The 15,716-nt window shown below is 69.7% G+C and carries 17 protein-coding genes; 6 read left to right on the top strand and 11 right to left on the bottom strand.

The window, feature by feature from the left end; translation table 11 throughout:
- A partial coding sequence (locus A5706_RS09100) for a bifunctional riboflavin kinase/FAD synthetase (RefSeq protein WP_068104143.1) occupies positions 1-769 on the bottom strand: 769 nt, incomplete at its 3' end.
- A gap of 94 nt (positions 770-863) precedes the next feature.
- On the opposite strand from A5706_RS09100, the gene mntR reads away from it, so the two are divergent.
- Positions 864-1,568: a manganese-binding transcriptional regulator MntR gene (mntR, locus tag A5706_RS09105; protein ID WP_068129267.1), complete on the top strand. Its 705-nt coding sequence runs from the start codon at positions 864-866 to the stop codon at positions 1,566-1,568.
- Here mntR and A5706_RS09110 read toward each other — a convergent pair.
- Together A5706_RS09110 and A5706_RS09115 are read right to left on the bottom strand one after the other, a co-directional pair.
- On the bottom strand, positions 1,565-2,794 hold the full coding sequence (locus A5706_RS09110) for an acyl-CoA dehydrogenase family protein (protein WP_068129269.1): 1,230 nt from the start codon (positions 2,792-2,794) through the stop codon (positions 1,565-1,567). The two genes, mntR and A5706_RS09110, sit on opposite strands and share 4 nt — an antisense overlap.
- A 7-nt stretch (positions 2,795-2,801) precedes the next feature.
- On the bottom strand, positions 2,802-3,992 hold the full coding sequence (locus A5706_RS09115) for a lipid-transfer protein (RefSeq protein ID WP_068129270.1): 1,191 nt from the start codon (positions 3,990-3,992) through the stop codon (positions 2,802-2,804).
- Positions 3,993-4,157: 165 nt separating this feature from the next.
- Here A5706_RS09115 and A5706_RS09120 point away from each other — a divergent pair, with 165 nt between their 5' ends.
- Positions 4,158-4,982: an SHOCT domain-containing protein gene (locus A5706_RS09120; RefSeq protein WP_068129272.1), complete on the top strand. Its 825-nt coding sequence runs from the start codon at positions 4,158-4,160 to the stop codon at positions 4,980-4,982.
- 79 nt (positions 4,983-5,061) lie between these two features.
- Here the strand turns inward: A5706_RS09120 and truB are convergent, their stop codons facing one another.
- The 3 genes from truB to A5706_RS09135 are packed head-to-tail and all read right to left on the bottom strand — an operon-like array spanning position 5,062 to position 7,606.
- Positions 5,062-5,961 carry a tRNA pseudouridine(55) synthase TruB gene (gene truB, locus A5706_RS09125; RefSeq protein ID WP_068129275.1) on the bottom strand — a complete coding sequence of 300 codons (900 nt, stop codon included), beginning with the start codon at positions 5,959-5,961 and terminating at the stop codon, positions 5,062-5,064.
- Entirely contained in the window at positions 5,958-6,644 is a 687-nt protein-coding gene (locus A5706_RS09130; RefSeq protein ID WP_068129277.1) for a 4'-phosphopantetheinyl transferase, read from the bottom strand. The genes truB and A5706_RS09130 overlap by 4 nt, the downstream gene beginning before the upstream one ends.
- The gene (locus A5706_RS09135) at positions 6,641-7,606 is read right to left on the bottom strand and encodes a metallophosphoesterase (RefSeq protein WP_068129279.1); all 966 of its coding nucleotides are present in this window, start codon (positions 7,604-7,606) and stop codon (positions 6,641-6,643) included. Before A5706_RS09135 ends, A5706_RS09130 begins: the two co-directional genes overlap by 4 nt.
- 128 nt (positions 7,607-7,734) lie before the next feature.
- Here A5706_RS09135 and A5706_RS09140 point away from each other — a divergent pair, with 128 nt between their 5' ends.
- Entirely contained in the window at positions 7,735-8,310 is a 576-nt protein-coding gene (locus A5706_RS09140) for a DUF3558 domain-containing protein (RefSeq protein ID WP_068129294.1), read from the top strand.
- Positions 8,311-8,351: 41 nt separating this feature from the next.
- A complete protein-coding gene (locus tag A5706_RS09145) occupies positions 8,352-10,049 on the top strand; it encodes a CocE/NonD family hydrolase (protein ID WP_068129296.1) in 1,698 nt (565 codons plus the stop codon).
- A 15-nt stretch (positions 10,050-10,064) separates the two neighbouring features.
- On the opposite strand, the gene A5706_RS09150 is transcribed toward A5706_RS09145, so the two are convergent.
- Together A5706_RS09150 and A5706_RS09155 are read right to left on the bottom strand one after the other, a co-directional pair.
- A complete protein-coding gene (locus A5706_RS09150) occupies positions 10,065-10,613 on the bottom strand; it encodes a DUF1802 family protein (protein WP_068129281.1) in 549 nt (182 codons plus the stop codon).
- The gene (locus tag A5706_RS09155; protein WP_068129283.1) at positions 10,610-10,879 is read right to left on the bottom strand and encodes a DUF2277 domain-containing protein; all 270 of its coding nucleotides are present in this window, start codon (positions 10,877-10,879) and stop codon (positions 10,610-10,612) included. Before A5706_RS09155 ends, A5706_RS09150 begins: the two co-directional genes overlap by 4 nt.
- Before the next feature lie 44 nt (positions 10,880-10,923).
- Between A5706_RS09155 and A5706_RS09160 the strand changes: the two genes are divergently transcribed.
- Both A5706_RS09160 and A5706_RS09165 read left to right on the top strand, forming a co-directional pair.
- Complete coding sequence (locus A5706_RS09160) at positions 10,924-11,670, top strand: enoyl-CoA hydratase (protein WP_068129285.1); 747 nt, start codon at positions 10,924-10,926, stop codon at positions 11,668-11,670.
- Between the two features lie 9 nt (positions 11,671-11,679).
- Positions 11,680-12,249, top strand: a complete 570-nt coding sequence (locus A5706_RS09165) for a hypothetical protein (protein ID WP_068129288.1) — start codon at positions 11,680-11,682, stop codon at positions 12,247-12,249.
- A 63-nt stretch (positions 12,250-12,312) separates the two neighbouring features.
- On the opposite strand, the gene A5706_RS09170 is transcribed toward A5706_RS09165, so the two are convergent.
- From A5706_RS09170 to infB, 3 genes are all read right to left on the bottom strand, one after another.
- Positions 12,313-13,323, bottom strand: coding sequence for a bifunctional oligoribonuclease/PAP phosphatase NrnA (locus A5706_RS09170; protein ID WP_156767028.1), 1,011 nt, complete (start codon positions 13,321-13,323; stop codon positions 12,313-12,315).
- A complete protein-coding gene (rbfA, locus tag A5706_RS09175; protein WP_068129289.1) occupies positions 13,298-13,780 on the bottom strand; it encodes a 30S ribosome-binding factor RbfA in 483 nt (160 codons plus the stop codon). Before rbfA ends, A5706_RS09170 begins: the two co-directional genes overlap by 26 nt.
- Positions 13,780-15,716: translation initiation factor IF-2 (gene infB, locus A5706_RS09180; RefSeq protein ID WP_068129292.1), on the bottom strand; the 1,937-nt coding region annotated here is incomplete at its 5' end. The genes rbfA and infB, both read right to left, overlap by 1 nt.

Genomic DNA, 15,716 nt, shown 5'->3' on the forward strand with positions numbered 1-15,716 from the left:
TGGACACCGCGGCCTGGTAGCGCTCCCCCGGCACGACGGTGCCCGTCACCGGCCCGTGTCCAAGCACGGTGAACCAGGCCGCGTACACGCCGTCGGCCGGGATGGCCGAGTGCATCGGCGGCGCCACGTTCGCGGTGGGAAAGCCCAGCTCCGCGCCCCGGCCCTCGCCGCGGACGACGACACCCTCGACGCGGTGCGGGCGACCCAGCGCCTCCGTCGCCGCCACCATGTCGCCGGCGTCGACGCAGGACCGGATGTAGGTGGACGAGAACGTCACGGTCTCGTTGCTGTGGTGCTCGGACAGCAGCGACATCGACTCCACGGCGAAGCCGAACCGTTCGCCGGCCTTGCGCAGGGTGGCCACAGTGCCGGCGGCCTTCTTGCCGAAGGTGAAGTTCTCCCCGACCACCACCTCGACCACGTGCAGGTTCTCCACCAGCAGCTCGTGGACGTAGCGCTCCGGGGTGAGCTTCATGAAGTCGGTGGTGAACGGCATCACCAGGAAGACGTCGATGCCAAGCTCCTCGACCAGCTCCGCGCGCCGGGTCAGCGTCGTCAGCTGCGCCGGGTGACTGCCGGGATAGACCACTTCCATGGGGTGCGGGTCGAACGTCATCAGCACCGTCGGCACGTTGCGCGCGCGGCCGGCTTTCACCGCATGCGCGATCAGCTCGGCGTGGCCGCGGTGCACACCATCGAACACCCCGATGGTGACCACGCATCTGCCCCAGTCCGTGGGAATCTCGTCTTGGCCGCGCCACCGCTGCACGATGGCAAGCCTACGATGCCGGGCGCGAACATGGGGTGACGAGATCCCGGCGCCGCACGCCGAATCAGGTGTGGTTTGCCTAAACTCTCTGGTTGTGAGGGCTGACGACGAGCCAGGCGGCATCACCGCGGTCGGCCAGGACTACCTGAAGGTCATCTGGAATGCCCAGGAGTGGTCGCCGGACGGGGCCCCGCAGAAGGTCAGCACCAAGATGCTGGCCGACCGGATCGGGGTGTCGGCCAGCACCGCGTCCGAGTCGATCCGCAAGCTCGCCGAGCAGGGCCTGGTCGACCACGAGAAGTACGGCGCGGTCACGCTGACCGAGGCGGGGCGCCGCGCGGCCCTCGAGGTGGTGCGCCGGCACCGGTTGTTGGAGACCTTCCTCGTCAACGAGCTCGGCTACCGCTGGGACGAGGTGCACGACGAGGCCGAAGTGCTCGAGCACGCGGTGTCCGACCGCCTGGTGGCCCGCATCGACGCCAAGCTGGGCTACCCGCAACGCGACCCGCACGGCGACCCGATCCCGGCCTCCGACGGTCAGGTCCCGACCCCGCCGGCCCGCCAGCTGTGGGCGTGCCGCGACGGGGACAGCGCGACGGTGGCCCGCATCTCCGACGCCGACCCGGAGATGCTGCGCTATTTCACCGGTGTCGGGATACAGCTCGACTCGCGGCTTCGGGTGCTGACCCGCCGGGAATTCGCCGGCATGATCTCGGTGGCGATCGAGTCCGCCGACGGCGCCGAGAGCACGGTCGACCTCGGCAGCCCCGCGGCCCGCGCGATCTGGGTGGTGGCCTAGTTGGCCAGCAGGCCCTTGGCGATGTGGGTGACCTGCACCTCGTTGCTGCCGGCGTAGATCATCAGTGACTTCGCGTCGCGGGCCAGCTGTTCCACGCGGTACTCGGCCATGTAGCCGTTGCCGCCGAACAGTTGCACGGCCTCCATCGCGACGTCGGTGGCCGCCTCCGACGAGTACAGCTTGATCGCCGACGCCTCGGCCAGCGACAGCGGTTTGCCCGCCTGCTGCCGCTCGATGGTGTGAAACACCATGTTCTGCACGTTCATTCGGGCGATCTCCATCTTGGCCAGCTTGAGCTGGATCAGCTGGAACTGGCCGATGTTCTTGCCCCACAGCGTGCGGGTCTTCGCGTAATCCACGCACAGCCGGTGGCATTCGTTGATGATGCCCAGCGCCATCATCGCGATCCCGATCCGCTCCGCGGCGAAATTGTCGCGGGCGCTGTCGCGGCCGTCGCCGTCGGCCTGACGCTGGTTCTCGCCGAGCAGGCGATCGGGGGTCAGCCGCACGTTGTCGAAGAACAATTCGCCCGTCGGCGAGGACATCATGCCCATCTTCTTGAACGGCTTGCCCTGGGTCAGGCCCGGCATCCCCGCGTCGAGCACGAAGACGAGCACCGGGCGGTTGCGCTTGTCAACCGATGAGCCGTCATCGAGTTTGGCGTAGACCACCAGCACGTCAGCGCAGGGACCATTGGTGATGAACGTCTTCTGGCCGTTGAGGATGTAATCCTCGCCGTCACGCTTGACCGTCGTCTTCATGCCGCCGAACGCATCGGAGCCCGAGTCCGGTTCGGTGATGGCCCACGCCGCAATCTTTTTCAGCGTCATCAGGTCGGGCAGCCAGCGTTCCTTCTGGGCCAGCGTGCCGCGGCTCATGATGGTCGCCGCGCCCAGGCCCAGGCTGACCGACGCCGTGCTCAGCAATCCGATGCTGACCCTGGCGATTTCGGACACCAGCACCGCGACCATCGACCCTTGGGCGGTTCCGAAACCGCCTGAGGACTCCCGCTTTTCGTCCTTGCCCGCGCGCTCGCGCTCCAGCATCTTCTTGACCGACTCGGCCGCCATCGCGTCGAGGCCGAACTGGCTGAACAGCTTTCGCGCGATCGGGTAGGGCGACAGCTCACCGCTTTCCAGTTCGTCCAGATGCGGGCGGATCTCCTTGTCGACGAACTGGCGAACCGCATCCCGCACCATCAGGTCGGTGTCGGACCATTCGAACATGGCGCCCTTAGCGTTCGGCGCGTTGGTAGGCGGTGACGACGGCGGCGCCGCCCAGCCCAATGTTGTGCTGCAGCGCGGCGTTGACGCCCTCGACCTGACGTTTGTCGGCGGTGCCGCGCAGCTGCCAGGTCAGCTCGGCGCATTGCGCGAGCCCGGTCGCGCCCAGCGGGTGTCCCTTGGAGATCAGGCCGCCGGACGGGTTGACCACCCAGCGCCCGCCGTAGGTGGTGTCACCGTTATCGACCAGCTTGGGCGCCTCGCCGGGGCCGCACAGGCCGAGGGCCTCGTAGAGCAGCAGTTCGTTGGCCGAGAAGCAGTCGTGCAGCTCGATCACCTGGAAGTCCTCCGGGCCCAGCCCCGATTGGTCGTAAACCTGTTGCGCGGCTTGGACGTTCATGTCGTAGCCGATGAGGTTCTTGGCGCTGCCGTCGAACGTCGACGCGAAGTCGGTGGTCATCGCCTGGCCGACGATCTCGACCGCCTGGCTCGCCAGCCCGTGCTGGTCGACGTAGCTCTCCGAGGCCAGGATCGCCGCGCCCGAACCGTCCGACGTCGGCGAGCACTGCAGCTTGGTCAGCGGGTCGGAGATCATCCGCGCCGCCAGGATGTCGTCGAGCGTGTAGGACTCCTGGAACTGCGCGTAGGGGTTGTTGACGGAGTGCTTGTGGTTCTTGTAGCCGATCTTGGCGAAGTGCTCGGCGGTGGTGCCGTACTGGCGCATGTGCTCGCGGCCGGCGGCGCCGAACATCCACGGCGCGACGGGCATCGCGAACTCGTCGATCTCGGCCATCGCCTTGACGTGCTTGCCCATCGGCGATTCGCGGTCCTGGGCGCCGCCGCTCAGCGAGCCCGGTTGCATCTTCTCGAAGCCGAGCGCGATGGCGCAGTCGACGATCCCGCCGCGGATGGCCTGGGCCGCCAGGAAAAGCGCGGTCGAGCCGGTCGAGCAGTTGTTGTTGACGTTCACGATCGGGATGCCGGTCATGCCCAGCTCGTAGAGCGCCCGCTGGCCCGACGTCGAGTCGCCGGCGACATAACCGACGTAGCCCTGCTGCACGTCGCGGTAGTCGACGCCGGCGTCGGCGAGCGCGTTGGTGCCCGACTCCCGCGCCATGTCCGGGTAGTCCCAGCCCTCGCGGCGGCCCGGCTTCTCGAATTTCGTCATGCCGACGCCGACGACGTAAACCTTGTTGGACATAGCTCGCGCCTTCCGAACGGTGGGAATTTTGACACCTGTCTAGGCGGCAGCTTAGCTCTGCGGGTTCCTCGCCCGGAACCCCGCCTGCGACGCCGTCACCCCGTGCTCATTGCCGCCGGTTTTGCGTAGGCTCGAACCAGTACCGACGACGAAAGATTCACGATTATGAAGGCGACGGTTACCCCTGAGGCCGCCAGCGCGATCGCCGAGATCGCCAAGCGCCATGGGCTCTCCGAAGAAGCGGTGCTTTCGATGCTGGTCGCGCTGCGCATCGGTGGCGGGACCATGGCCCAGTTCTCCATCCCCGAGCTCGGGGGCAACGGGCAATGGATGCGGGGCGGCATGACGATGGTCGGCAACATGTTCGACAACGCGCTCAAGGCCCGCGTCGACGCGCTGTGCAACGAGCTGGCCCAGCTGCTCGCCACCACCGCGGTATTTCCCGCCCCGCCCCCGGACTCCCCGGCCGCGTACGCCTCGAACAACTGGTGGCCGGCCGACCTCGGGGTGCCAAGTTCGGTCGGCGGACAGAACGACGTGCGCTACGCGTTCTTCCCGAGCACGCGGCGCCTGGCCATCCACATCAACGGCGTCACAAGGATTTTCGACACCGGCGAGCACCAAATCGGTGGTGTGCAACAGCAGCAGGGCGCCGGCTACAGCTCGGTGAGCTTCACCAGCCAGTTCGGCACCTTCGGCGTGTCGAGTCTGCATGAGGTCGGTAGCCACCAGGCGGCGCAGTCCCCCGCGCCACCCGTCCCCGGCTACCAGGCGCAGTACCAGTCCGGCCCGACGCCGCAATTTGCGCCCGAGGTGCAATTCCCACCCGAGGCACCGGCAGCCAAACAACCTGCCGGCCCACCGGAGGACTCCGGAAATTCCCAGGCCATCCTCGCAGCCATCGAATCGCTGGCCGGCTTGCACGAGCGCGGCATCCTGTCCGACGAGGAGTTCGCCGCGAAGAAGACCGAACTCCTCGGCCGGCTCTGACGCGTCAGAGCGTGGCCGGGCGGAGGTCGGATTGCCCGACTCTCCCCCTCGCCGCTCCGCGGCTGGGGGTACCCCCACATCAGTCCGTCCCGGACTGCATCGTCGCCGGGCGGAGCACCACGACGGACCTGGTGCGCGAACCCTCGTCGCGCAGCAGCGCGATCACCCGGCCGCCCGCGTCAGTGGCCGCGTAGACGCCGTCGATGCCGGCCGGCGACAGGGCCCTGCCGTTGCCCGCCGCCAGGGCCTCCTCGGCGGATAGGTCGCGGCGCGGAAACATCAGCAGGCACGCGTCATCCAGGGTCAGGGTCAGCCGGGGCGCCTCGGCCAGGTCGTCGAGCGAGCGCGCCTGGTCGAGCCCGAAGCGCCCGACGCGGGTGCGCCGCAATGCCGTCAGGTGCCCGCCCACGCCCAGCGCGGCGCCCAAGTCCCGCGCCAGCGCGCGGATGTAGGTACCCGACGAGCAGTCGACCTCGACGTCGAAGTCGACGAGGCGATCGTGAGCTCGCACCGCCAGCAGCTCGAAGCGGTCGATGCGCACCGGCCGCGGTTGCAGGTCGACGGTGTGGCCCTCGCGCACCAGCCGGTAGGCGCGACGGCCGTCCACCTTGATCGCGCTGACGGCCGATGGCACCTGCTCGATGTCCCCGCGCAAAACGGCCATCGCCCGGGCGATGTCTTCGGTACTCACGTGCTCTGCCGAAAGCGTTTGCAGCACTTCGCCTTCGGCGTCTTCGGTGGAGGTGGTCTGACCGAGGCGGATGGTGGCGGCGTACGACTTCGACGCCCCGCTAATCAGGCCGAGGATCTTGGTGGCGCGCTCGACGCCGATCACCAGCACGCCGGTGGCCATCGGGTCCAGCGTCCCCGCGTGCCCCACCCGGCGGGTGGCAAAGATGCGGCGACAGCGGCCCACGACGTCGTGACTGGTCATCCCTGCCGGCTTGTCGACCAGGACTAGTCCCGGGCCCGTGCTCATAACACGATGCCGGTGAGCACCAGCCCGCGCTCGACCGACCAGCGGCCCCGCAGCGCGGTCAGCGGCGGACCCGACAGCGCGGCGCCGTCGACAAGGATCTTGGAGACGAACGTCCCGGTGCTTCCCCCGCCGGGTGAATCGGGGTCGAACACGATGTGGGCGTCCTCGAAACCCAGCCAGCGCTCGGTCAGCGGGAACCACGCCTTGTAGGTTGCCTCCTTGGCGCAGAACAGGATCCGGTCCCAGTGCAGGCCGGCGGGCAGCGCGGCAATCTCCTGGCGTTCGTCCTCGAGGGCGATCGCGCCCAGCACGCCGTCGGGCAGCACGTCGTGCGGTTCGGCGTCGATGCCGACCGAGCGCACCGCGCCCGCGCGCCCCACCACCGCGCCGCGGTAGCCCGCGCAGTGGGTGAGGCTGCCCACCACACCGTCGGGCCAACAGGGTTGGCCCTTCTCGCCCTTGAGGATCGGCACCGGCGGCACGCCGAGCTCACCCATCGCGATGCGGGCGCAGTGCCGCACGGTGATGAACTCGTTGCGCCGCTTGGCGACCGACTTGGCGATCAGCGGCTCCTCTTCGGGCAACGGGGTCAGGCCCGGCGGGTCGGAATACACCTCGGCGTACGCGAGATCCTGCGATGCGGTGTCGGGCAAGACCGCCGACACCAGCGTGCGGGCCGTCATCGAGACTGCCGCTGCCGCACTCGTTCCCGGAATTGCTGGGCCTGGCGGCGCATCTCGGGGGTGATCACGAAGTGACCGCCGAAGTCGTTGAGGTAGCCCGGCGCGTACTGGGGATCGGGCAGCACCTGGCGCAGCCAGCTGTACGGCTTGCGGCGGCGCCACTCCCGCGGGTAGCCCACCGACACCTCCTCGAAGCGCACGTCGTCGTACCAGGTGGTGCGCGGAATGTGCAGGTGCCCGTACACCGAGCAGATCGCGTTGTAGCGGGTGTGCCAGTCGGCGGTCTTGGTGGTGCCGCACCACAGCGAGAACTCCGGGTAGAACAACGCGTCGCAGGGGTCGCGCACCAACGGGAAGTGGTTTACCAGGACGGTGGGAGTCATCCAGTCCAGCTGTTCGAGGCGGGCGCGGGTGGCGGCCAGCCGCTCGCGACACCAGGCCTCGCGGGTGGCGTACGGCTCGGACGAGAGCAGAAACTCGTCGGTGGCCACCACGTTGCGCTGGCGCGCGATCGCCAGGCCCTCGGCTTTGCTCGTCGCCCCCTCGGGCAAGAAGGTGTAGTCGTAGAGCAGGAACATCGGCACGATCGTGGCCGGCCCGCCGCGCTCGGTCCACACCGGAAACGGATGCTCGGGCGTGACCACGCCCATCTCGTCGCACATGTTGACCAGGTAGTCGTAGCGCGCCTTGCCGAAGATCTGCACGGGATCGCGGGTGGTGGTCCACAGCTCGTGGTTGCCGGGCACCCAGATCACCTTGGCGAACCGGCGCCGCAGCACGTCAAGCGCCCAACGGATGTCGTCGGTGCGTTCGGCGACGTCGCCGGCGACGATCAGCCAGTCGTCCGGCGACGACGGGTACAGCGATTCGGTGACCGGCTTGTTGCCCAGGTGACCGGTGTGCAGGTCGGAAACCGCCCACAGCGTCGGCTGCGCACCATTAGTCGATTCCCGGCTCGCCACGACTAACCAGCCTAACGACCCGCGGCGATGAGCCGGTTTCCGCCAGGCCCTTGCCCGCGGGATTAGAACGTGTTCTCTTTTCACTGCGGGGGCTCTACACTCCCGGCAAGGGAGGGTAGGAGATGTCGGTGATCGCCAAGCTACGGCTGGTTTCGGCGCTGGGGGCGCTGGCCACGGCGCTGGTCGCGGGCTGGCAGAGCGCCCCGCCGGGGCCGAGCGGCAATGGTCCGGTCGAGCTGCGGTCGACGGCCGCGCCGATGGAGACCACCATGAAGAGTCCCATCGTGGCCACCACCGACCCGCGTCCCTTCGACGCGTGCGAGGACATCCCGTTCGACGTCGTGCAGCGGCTCGGGTTGGGCTTCACGCCACCCGAACACGAGGACGGGCTGCGCTGCCACTTCGACGCCGGCAACTACCAGCTGGCCGTCGAGCCGATCATCTGGCGCACCTACGAGCAATCCCTGCCCGCCGACGCGATCGAGACCACGATTGCCGGGCACCGCGCGGCGCAGTACTGGGTGATGAAGCCGACTTATCACAACAGCTTCTGGTTCTTCTCCTGCATGGTCGCGTTCAAGACCAGCTACGGGGTGCTGCAGCAGGCGCTGTACTACTCGGCCGTCTACTCCAACCCGGAGGTGGACTGCATGTCCACCAATCTGCAGCGCGCCAACGACCTCGCGCCGTACTACAAGTTCTGATAAAGCCGCCCGGCGTCGGGGGAAAACCTAGGGTGGGGTCGGTGAGCACCACCTCGACGCGCCCCGCGCAGCCCAATCCCCGCACGCTGGGACGGGTGGGCGACACCACGCTCGGCCGGCTGTTGGGCCTACCCCGGGCCACCACCGAGTACACCGTGGCGCGCGTCGACGTGCCGATGCGCGACGGGGTCACGCTGGCGGCCGACCACTACGCGCCGGTCACCTCCAGCCCCGCGGGCACCCTGCTTGTCCGTGGACCCTATGGGCGGGGGTTTCCGTTTTCGCACGCCTATGCCCGCCTGTACGCCGCTCGCCGCTACCACGTCGTGCTGCAGAGCGTGCGCGGGACGTACGGGTCGGGCGGGGATTTCGACCCGATGGTCAACGAGGCCGCCGACGGCGCCGACACGGTCGTCTGGCTGCGCGAGCAGCCCTGGTTCACCGGCCGATTCGGCACCGTCGGGGTGTCCTACCTCGGCTTCACCCAGTGGGCGCTGCTGCAGGACCCGCCTCCGGAGCTGGCCGCGGCCGTGATCACCGCGGGCCCACACGATTTCAACGCCGCGGTGTGGGGCACCGGCTCGTTCGCCGTCAACGACTTCCTGGGCTGGAGCGATCTGGTCGCCCACCAGGAGGATCCGCGAGGGGTCAAGATGGCGCTGCGCCAGCTGCAGGCCCGGCGCAAGGTGGCCGAGGCGGCGGGTGCGCTGCCCCTGGGCACCGCGGCCCGGGCGATGCTCGGCGAGGGCGCGCCGTGGTTCGAATCGTGGATCGAACACCACGAGCAGGACGACGTGTTCTGGGACGCGCGGCGGTTCACCGACGCGCTGGACCGGGCGCGGGTGCCGGTGCTGCTCATCGGCGGCTGGCAGGACATCTTCATCCGGCAGACGCTGCAGCAGTATGCCCGGCTGCGCGGGCGCGGCCCTGAAGTTCCAGAGGTCGCGCTTACCGTCGGCCCCTGGACGCACGCCCAGTTGCTCGGCAAGGCGCTCCCGATCAGCGCGCGCGAGACGCTGGATTGGCTGGACGCCCACCTGGGCGGCGAGCCCCAGCGCCGGCCGAGCAGCGTGCACGTGTACGTCACCGGCGCGGACAAGGGCCAAGCCTGGCGCCACCTGCCCGACTGGCCGCCCGCCACCACCGAACGGGCGTTGTACCTGCGGCCCGGCGGGCACCTCGGCGAGACGGCGCCGACCCCGGACGGGTTGGCCCCGGCGACATTTCGCGCCGACCCCGCCGACCCCACGCCCACCACCGGCGGCCCGCTGCTGTCGACGAACGGGGGCTACCGCGATGACACCCGGCTCGCCTCGCGCGACGACGTCCTGGCGTTCACCAGCCTCACGCTCACCCACGACCTCTACGTGTACGGGACCCCCGTGGTCGAGCTGGCGCACAGCTCCGACAACCCCCACGTCGATCTGTTCGTTCGGGTGAGCGAGGTGGACGCCAAGGGCCGCTCCCGCAATGTCAGCGACGGCTACCGGCGATTGGGCGCCGCGGACGCCGCCGCCGGGACCGAGATCGTGCGGGTGGACCTCGACGGGATCGCCCACCGCTTCCGCGCCGGCTCACGCATCCGCGTCCTGATCGCGGGCAGCTGGTTTCCGCGCTTTGCTCGCAACCTCGGCTCCGGCGAACCGTTGTTGACGGCCGGGCAGGCCACACCGGCCACCCACTTTGTGCACTACGGTCATTCCCGGCTGCTACTTCCCGAGGGTCCCGCCGACCCGTGAGCTGAGACCGATCCGCTAACCGACCGCGTCGCGGACCCGCAGCGCCGCCCGGTGTAGCGCGGCCTCGTCGTGCACCGGCGCGGCCAAGCGAACGTCGGCCAGCGGTAGCTGCGTCCAACTGGTGCAGCCGCCGTACTCGGGGGCCCGCGGGATCTGCACCGGCTGGGCCAGCGGGATCACCGACACCACGAGCACTGCCAGCTTGTGCTTGGGCCGGAAGTCCAGCCGATCCTCGCGGACCGACTCGGCGGTCCAGATGTGCAGGTCCTCGATCGCCGGCAGGCCATCCGGCCGGTTGACCTCTTGCGCCGCAACGACTTTCGCTGCGGCGCGCAGCACCAGGTGGTCGTCGGCGCTGTCGGCGGCCCCGGCGTCCAGCAGGTCGCGGTGCTCGGGCCGGACGCGCTGGGCGTGGCTGTGGGCGACGGTCGGGAACAGCAAGAACTCCCGGGCCGCGAGCTCGAACCGCTTTTCGCCGATGCCGCCCTTGCGCAGCAGCACCCGCTGGCGGCCGTCGAGCAGCGCGTGCACGACCGCGCCCCACTCCTTGAGCGCGAGCGTCATTTCGCTCCTGCGAGGCGGGCCAGCACCTCCGGGCGGCGCAACGGCGGCACGGTCTTCGGCGGCTGGCGTCGCGGCGGCAGGGCCGCCAGCAATCGCGTCGTCGTCTCGGTGACCTCGGCGACCGCGGCCTCGAACGCGTCGACGTTGGCGGCCGAGGGGCGGGTGATGCCGCTGACCTTTCGCACATACTGGCGCGCCGCCGCCGCGACTTCCTCCGGGGTGGCCTCCGGCTGCAGGCCCCGCAGTTCGGTGATGTTCCGGCACATGGTCTCAACGATAAGCGTCGGGAACGACCCTCTACGGTGAACACATGACAGACGTCCTGCTGATCGAGACCGACGAGCGGGTGCGCACCCTGACCCTCAACCGCCCCGAGGCGCGCAACGCGCTGTCCTCGGTGCTGCGGGACCGCTTCTTCGGTGCCCTGGCCGACGCCGAGACCGACGACGGCGTCGACGTCGTCATCGTCACCGGCGCCGACCCGGTGTTCTGCGCGGGGCTGGACCTCAAGGAGCTGGGCAGCGAAACGGCGCTCCCCGACATCTCGCCGCGTTGGCCGGCCCTGACCAAGCCGGTGATCGGCGCGATCAACGGCGCGGCGGTCACCGGCGGGCTGGAGCTGGCCCTGTACTGCGACGTCCTGATCGCCTCCGAGCAGGCCCGCTTCGCCGACACGCACGCCCGGGTGGGCCTGCTGCCGACCTGGGGACTGACCGTGCGGCTCCCCCAGAAGGTGGGCGTCGGCCTGGCCCGTCGGATGAGCCTGACCGGGGACTACCTGTCCGCCGCCGACGCGCTGCGCGCCGGCCTGGTGACCGAGGTGGTACCGCACGAGCGGCTGCTGCCCACCGCCCGCCAGGTGGCGGCCTCGATCGTCGGCAACAACCAGAACGCGGTGCGGGCCTTGCTGGCGTCCTATCACCGGATCGACGACACGCACACCAGCACCGGGCTCTGGCTGGAGGCGACGGCCGCCCGGCAGTTCCGCACCAGCGGCGAGGACATCGCCGCCAACCGCGACGCCGTGCTGCAACGCGGGCGAGCCCAGGTGCGTTAGGAGGAAGCGATGCTTGCTCACCGCTATGCGCTCCGCGCCCTCGGCGGCCTGACCTTGGCGGCCGCCGTGATCCCGGTGCCGCAGGCCGGCGCGGTGCCCCCGCCGGGCTTCCCCAATCTCGACGGCTTCACCGCCGTCGCCGCGGACGGCTACGCCACCACGCCCCAGGGCAGCGCGACCCGGATCAGCTTTGCGCCCACGCCGACGCTGGTGTGCGACTTCTACGGCGGAACGGCGCCCCCGCCGCAACCGTCACAGGACATCAAGTGCAGCGGCGACATGCCCGGCATGGACGACGTGCCGTTTCCCGGCGGCGGGCACACGAAGCCGGGTGACTGCGTCGTGGGCGCGGTGAATTTCAAGGGGCCGGGCTACGAGTTGAGCCGCATGACCTACAGCGGGTGCGAAGGCAACCCGCCTCCGTTGACATCCGGCGGTAAACCGTTGGCGGCGGGACAGAAGGTGTCGTACCTGAACGTGACGTGCGCCGTGGGCGCCGACAACCTGGTGGCCTGCCTGGACACCACCAGCGGCGACCACGGTTTCGTGCTGCAGCGCTCGGGAAGCTGGGCGTTCTAGGGCGCGGTTAGGTCAGATGGTGGCGACCCGCTTCGCCCGGCTCCGCCGCGCTCGCGATCGCCACTAACCGAGCGCCGCACGCAGCGACGCGACGGCGTCGTCGATCGAACCGACGGTCGAATAGCCGGCGGCGAGCCGGTGGCCCCCGCCGCCGAACTCCGACGCGACAGCCGCCAGATCCACCTGGGCCTTGGCCCGCATCGACACCGACCAGTGCTGCGGGTCGACCTCCTTGAACACCGCCGCCACCTCCGCCTGCTGCGTGGTGCGCACGATGTCGACGATGCTCTCGACTTCCTCGGCGCGAGAGCTGATCCAGTCCCGGTGCTCGACGACCGCGTACACCAGTCCGCGGCCGCCGGCCGCGTCCGGCACCAATTGCGCCGAGCCCAGCACCCGCGACAGCAGCGGCAGCCACCCGAACGGGTGGGTGTCCATCAGCGTCCGGCTGATCGCGGCGTTGTCGACGCCGAGGTCGACCAGCCGGGCCGCCAGCCGAAGCGCTCGGGCGCTGGCCCAGCGGAAGGACCCGGTGTCGGTGGTCAGGCCGGCGTAGATGCAGTGCGCCACGTCGCGGTCGATCGGCTCGCCCCACGCGTCGAGGATGTCGGCGACCATCATCGTCGTGGAATCTGCCGACACGTCGATGAAGTTGGCGCTGCCGAACAGATCGTTGGAGGCGTGGTGGTCGATGACCAGCGACGGGCGGCCCGGGCCGGCCAGATCGCTCAGCTCCCCGAGCCGCTTGACGCTCGGAACGTCAACGGTCACAACCAGATCGACGTCGCGGCGCAGCTCGTCCGGGCGCACCAGCAGCTGACAACCGGGCAACGACGCCAGCGACTCGGGCAGCGACGCCGGCGCGGCGAAGCTGACCTCGACGCGCTTGCCGCACCGGTCCAGCACCAGCGCCAGCGCCAGCCCCGCACCGATGGTGTCGGCGTCGGGGTGGACGTGGGCGATCACCGCGATCGATTCGGCGCGCGACAGCAGTTCGACGGCGCCGCCGGCGTCGACACGTGCCCCGATCCCCGGGGCACTGGCCAGGTCAGTCTTCGGGTCGATCGTCGTCACCGGCGTTCCCGTCGCTCGCGTCCGCAGCCCCGCTTACCCGGTACGGATCGGCCTCCCCGGCCGGCTTGGCACCCGAGCGAACCCGCGCCAGATCGGCGTCCGCGGCGCGGGCACGCTGCAGCAACTCGTCCATCCGCTGCACGCTGTCGGCCGTCGTGTCGCGGGTGAACGTCAGCGTGGGCGTGAAGCGCACGCCGGTGCCGGCCCCGACCTTGGTGCGCAGCGCGCCCTTGGCCCGCTCCAGCGCGGCCGCGGCGGCGGCGTAGTCGGGCTCATCATCGAGCGTGCGGCCCATCACCGTGTAGAACACGGTCGCGTCGTGCAGGTCGGCGGTCACTTTCGCGTCGACGATGGTCACCCCGTCCAGGCCCGGATCCTTGATCTCGAACTCGATCGCCGAGGCGACGATCGTGAAGATCCGTTTGGCCAACCGGCGCGCCCTTGCGGGGTCCGCCATCAGGCGCGTTCCTTCTGGACCAGCTCGTAGGACTCGATGATGTCGCCTTCCTTGATGTCGTTGTAGCCCAACGTCATACCGCATTCGAAGCCCTCGCGCACCTCGGTCACGTCGTCCTTCTCCCGGCGCAGCGAGGTGATCGAGAGGTTGTCGGCGACCACGATGTTGTCCCGCAAGAGCCGGGCCTTCGCGTTGCGGCGCACCACACCCGAGCTGATCATGCAGCCGGCGATGATGCCGACCTTCGAGGACCGGAAGATCGCCCGGATCTCGGCGCGGCCCAGCTGGTTCTCCTCGTAGATCGGCTTGAGCATGCCGCGCAGGGCCTTCTCGATCTCGTCGATCGCCTGGTAGATCACCGAGTAGTAGCGGATCTCCACGCCCTCGCGGTTGGCGAGCTCCGTCGCCTTGCCCTCGGCGCGCACGTTGAAGCCGATGATGATCGCGTCCGACGCCGACGCCAGGTTGACGTTGGTCTCGGTGATGCCGCCGACGCCGCGGTCGATGACGCGCAGCGCCACCTCGTCGTCGACCTGGATGCCCATCAGGGCCTCCTCCAGCGCCTCGACCGTACCGGCGTTGTCGCCCTTGAGGATCAGGTTCAGCTGGCTGGTTTCCTTCAGCGCGGCATCCAGATCGTCCAGGCTGATCCGCTTGCGCGAGCGGGCCGCCAGGGCGTTGCGCTTGCGGGCGCTGCGCCGGTCGGCGATCTGCCGCGCGATGCGGTCCTCGTCGACCACCAAGAAGTTGTCACCGGCGCCGGGCACCGACGTGAACCCGATGACCTGCACCGGCCGCGACGGCAGCGCCTCCTCGACGTCCTCGCCGTGCTCGTCGACCATGCGGCGGACGCGACCGTAGGCGTCGCCGGCCACCACCGAGTCGCCGACCCGCAGCGTGCCGCGCTGCACCAGCACCGTGGCGACCGGCCCGCGGCCGCGGTCCAGGTGCGCCTCGATCGCCACGCCCTGCGCCTCCATGTCGGGGTTGGCCCGCAGGTCCAGGGCGGCGTCCGCGGTCAGCAGCACCGCCTCCTCCAGCGCCTCGATGTTGGTGCCCACCTTCGCCGAGATGTCCACGAACATCGTGTCGCCACCGAATTCCTCTGGGACCAAACCGAATTCGGTGAGCTGCCCGCGGATCTTCTGCGGGTCGGCGCCCTCCTTGTCGATCTTGTTCACCGCCACCACGATCGGCACGTCCGCGGCCTGCGCGTGGTTGATGGCCTCAACCGTCTGCGGCATCACGCCGTCGTCGGCGGCGACCACCAGGATCGCGATGTCCGTCGCCTTGGCGCCGCGGGCACGCATGGCGGTGAACGCCTCGTGGCCCGGGGTGTCGATGAAGGTGATCAGCCGCTCGGTGCCGTCCAGGTCGACGGCGACCTGGTAGGCGCCGATGTGCTGGGTGATGCCACCGGCCTCGCCCTCGCGGACGTTGGCCTTACGGATCGTGTCCAGCAGCCGGGTTTTACCGTGGTCGACGTGACCCATGACGGTCACCACCGGCGGGCGGGTCTGCAGGTCCTCCTCGCCGCCTTCGTCCTCGCCGTACGTCAGGTCGAAGGACTCCAGCAGCTCGCGGTCCTCGTCCTCGGGGCTGACGACCTGCACGACGTAGTTCATCTCGCTGCCGAGCAGCTCGAGCGTCTCGTCGCCGACCGACTGGGTGGCCGTCACCATCTCGCCGAGGTTGAACAACGCCTGCACCAGCGAGGCCGGGTTGGCGTCGATCTTCTCGGCGAAGTCGGACAGGGACGCCCCGCGCGCCAACCGGATGGTCTCGCCGTTGCCGTGCGGCAGCCGCACGCCGCCGACGACCGGCGCCTGCATCGAGTCGTATTCCTGGCGCTTCTGCCGCTTGGACTTGCGGCCGCGCCGGGGCGCGCCGCCGGGGCGGCCGAACGCGCCGGCCGCGCCGCCGCGCTGTCCCGGGC

The sequence above is a fragment of the Mycobacterium sp. E796 genome (assembly GCF_001672815.1).
GTDB lineage: Bacteria > Actinomycetota > Actinomycetes > Mycobacteriales > Mycobacteriaceae > Mycobacterium.

Excerpts from the sequence above, each read along its gene's own strand:
- A5706_RS09120 (WP_068129272.1), top strand. The coding sequence starts at position 4,158 with ATGAAGGCGACGGTTACCCCTGAGGCCGCCAGCGCGATCGCCGAGATC.
- A5706_RS09110 (WP_068129269.1), bottom strand. The coding sequence starts at position 2,794 with ATGTTCGAATGGTCCGACACCGACCTGATGGTGCGGGATGCGGTTCGC.
- A5706_RS09165 (WP_068129288.1), top strand. The coding sequence starts at position 11,680 with ATGCTTGCTCACCGCTATGCGCTCCGCGCCCTCGGCGGCCTGACCTTG.
- A5706_RS09130 (WP_068129277.1), bottom strand. The coding sequence starts at position 6,644 with ATGACGGCCCGCACGCTGGTGTCGGCGGTCTTGCCCGACACCGCATCG.
- A5706_RS09115 (WP_068129270.1), bottom strand. The coding sequence starts at position 3,992 with ATGTCCAACAAGGTTTACGTCGTCGGCGTCGGCATGACGAAATTCGAG.
- truB (WP_068129275.1), bottom strand. The coding sequence starts at position 5,961 with ATGAGCACGGGCCCGGGACTAGTCCTGGTCGACAAGCCGGCAGGGATG.
- A5706_RS09155 (WP_068129283.1), bottom strand. The coding sequence starts at position 10,879 with ATGTGCCGGAACATCACCGAACTGCGGGGCCTGCAGCCGGAGGCCACC.
- A5706_RS09150 (WP_068129281.1), bottom strand. The coding sequence starts at position 10,613 with ATGACGCTCGCGCTCAAGGAGTGGGGCGCGGTCGTGCACGCGCTGCTC.
- A5706_RS09160 (WP_068129285.1), top strand. The coding sequence starts at position 10,924 with ATGACAGACGTCCTGCTGATCGAGACCGACGAGCGGGTGCGCACCCTG.
- rbfA (WP_068129289.1), bottom strand. The coding sequence starts at position 13,780 with ATGGCGGACCCCGCAAGGGCGCGCCGGTTGGCCAAACGGATCTTCACG.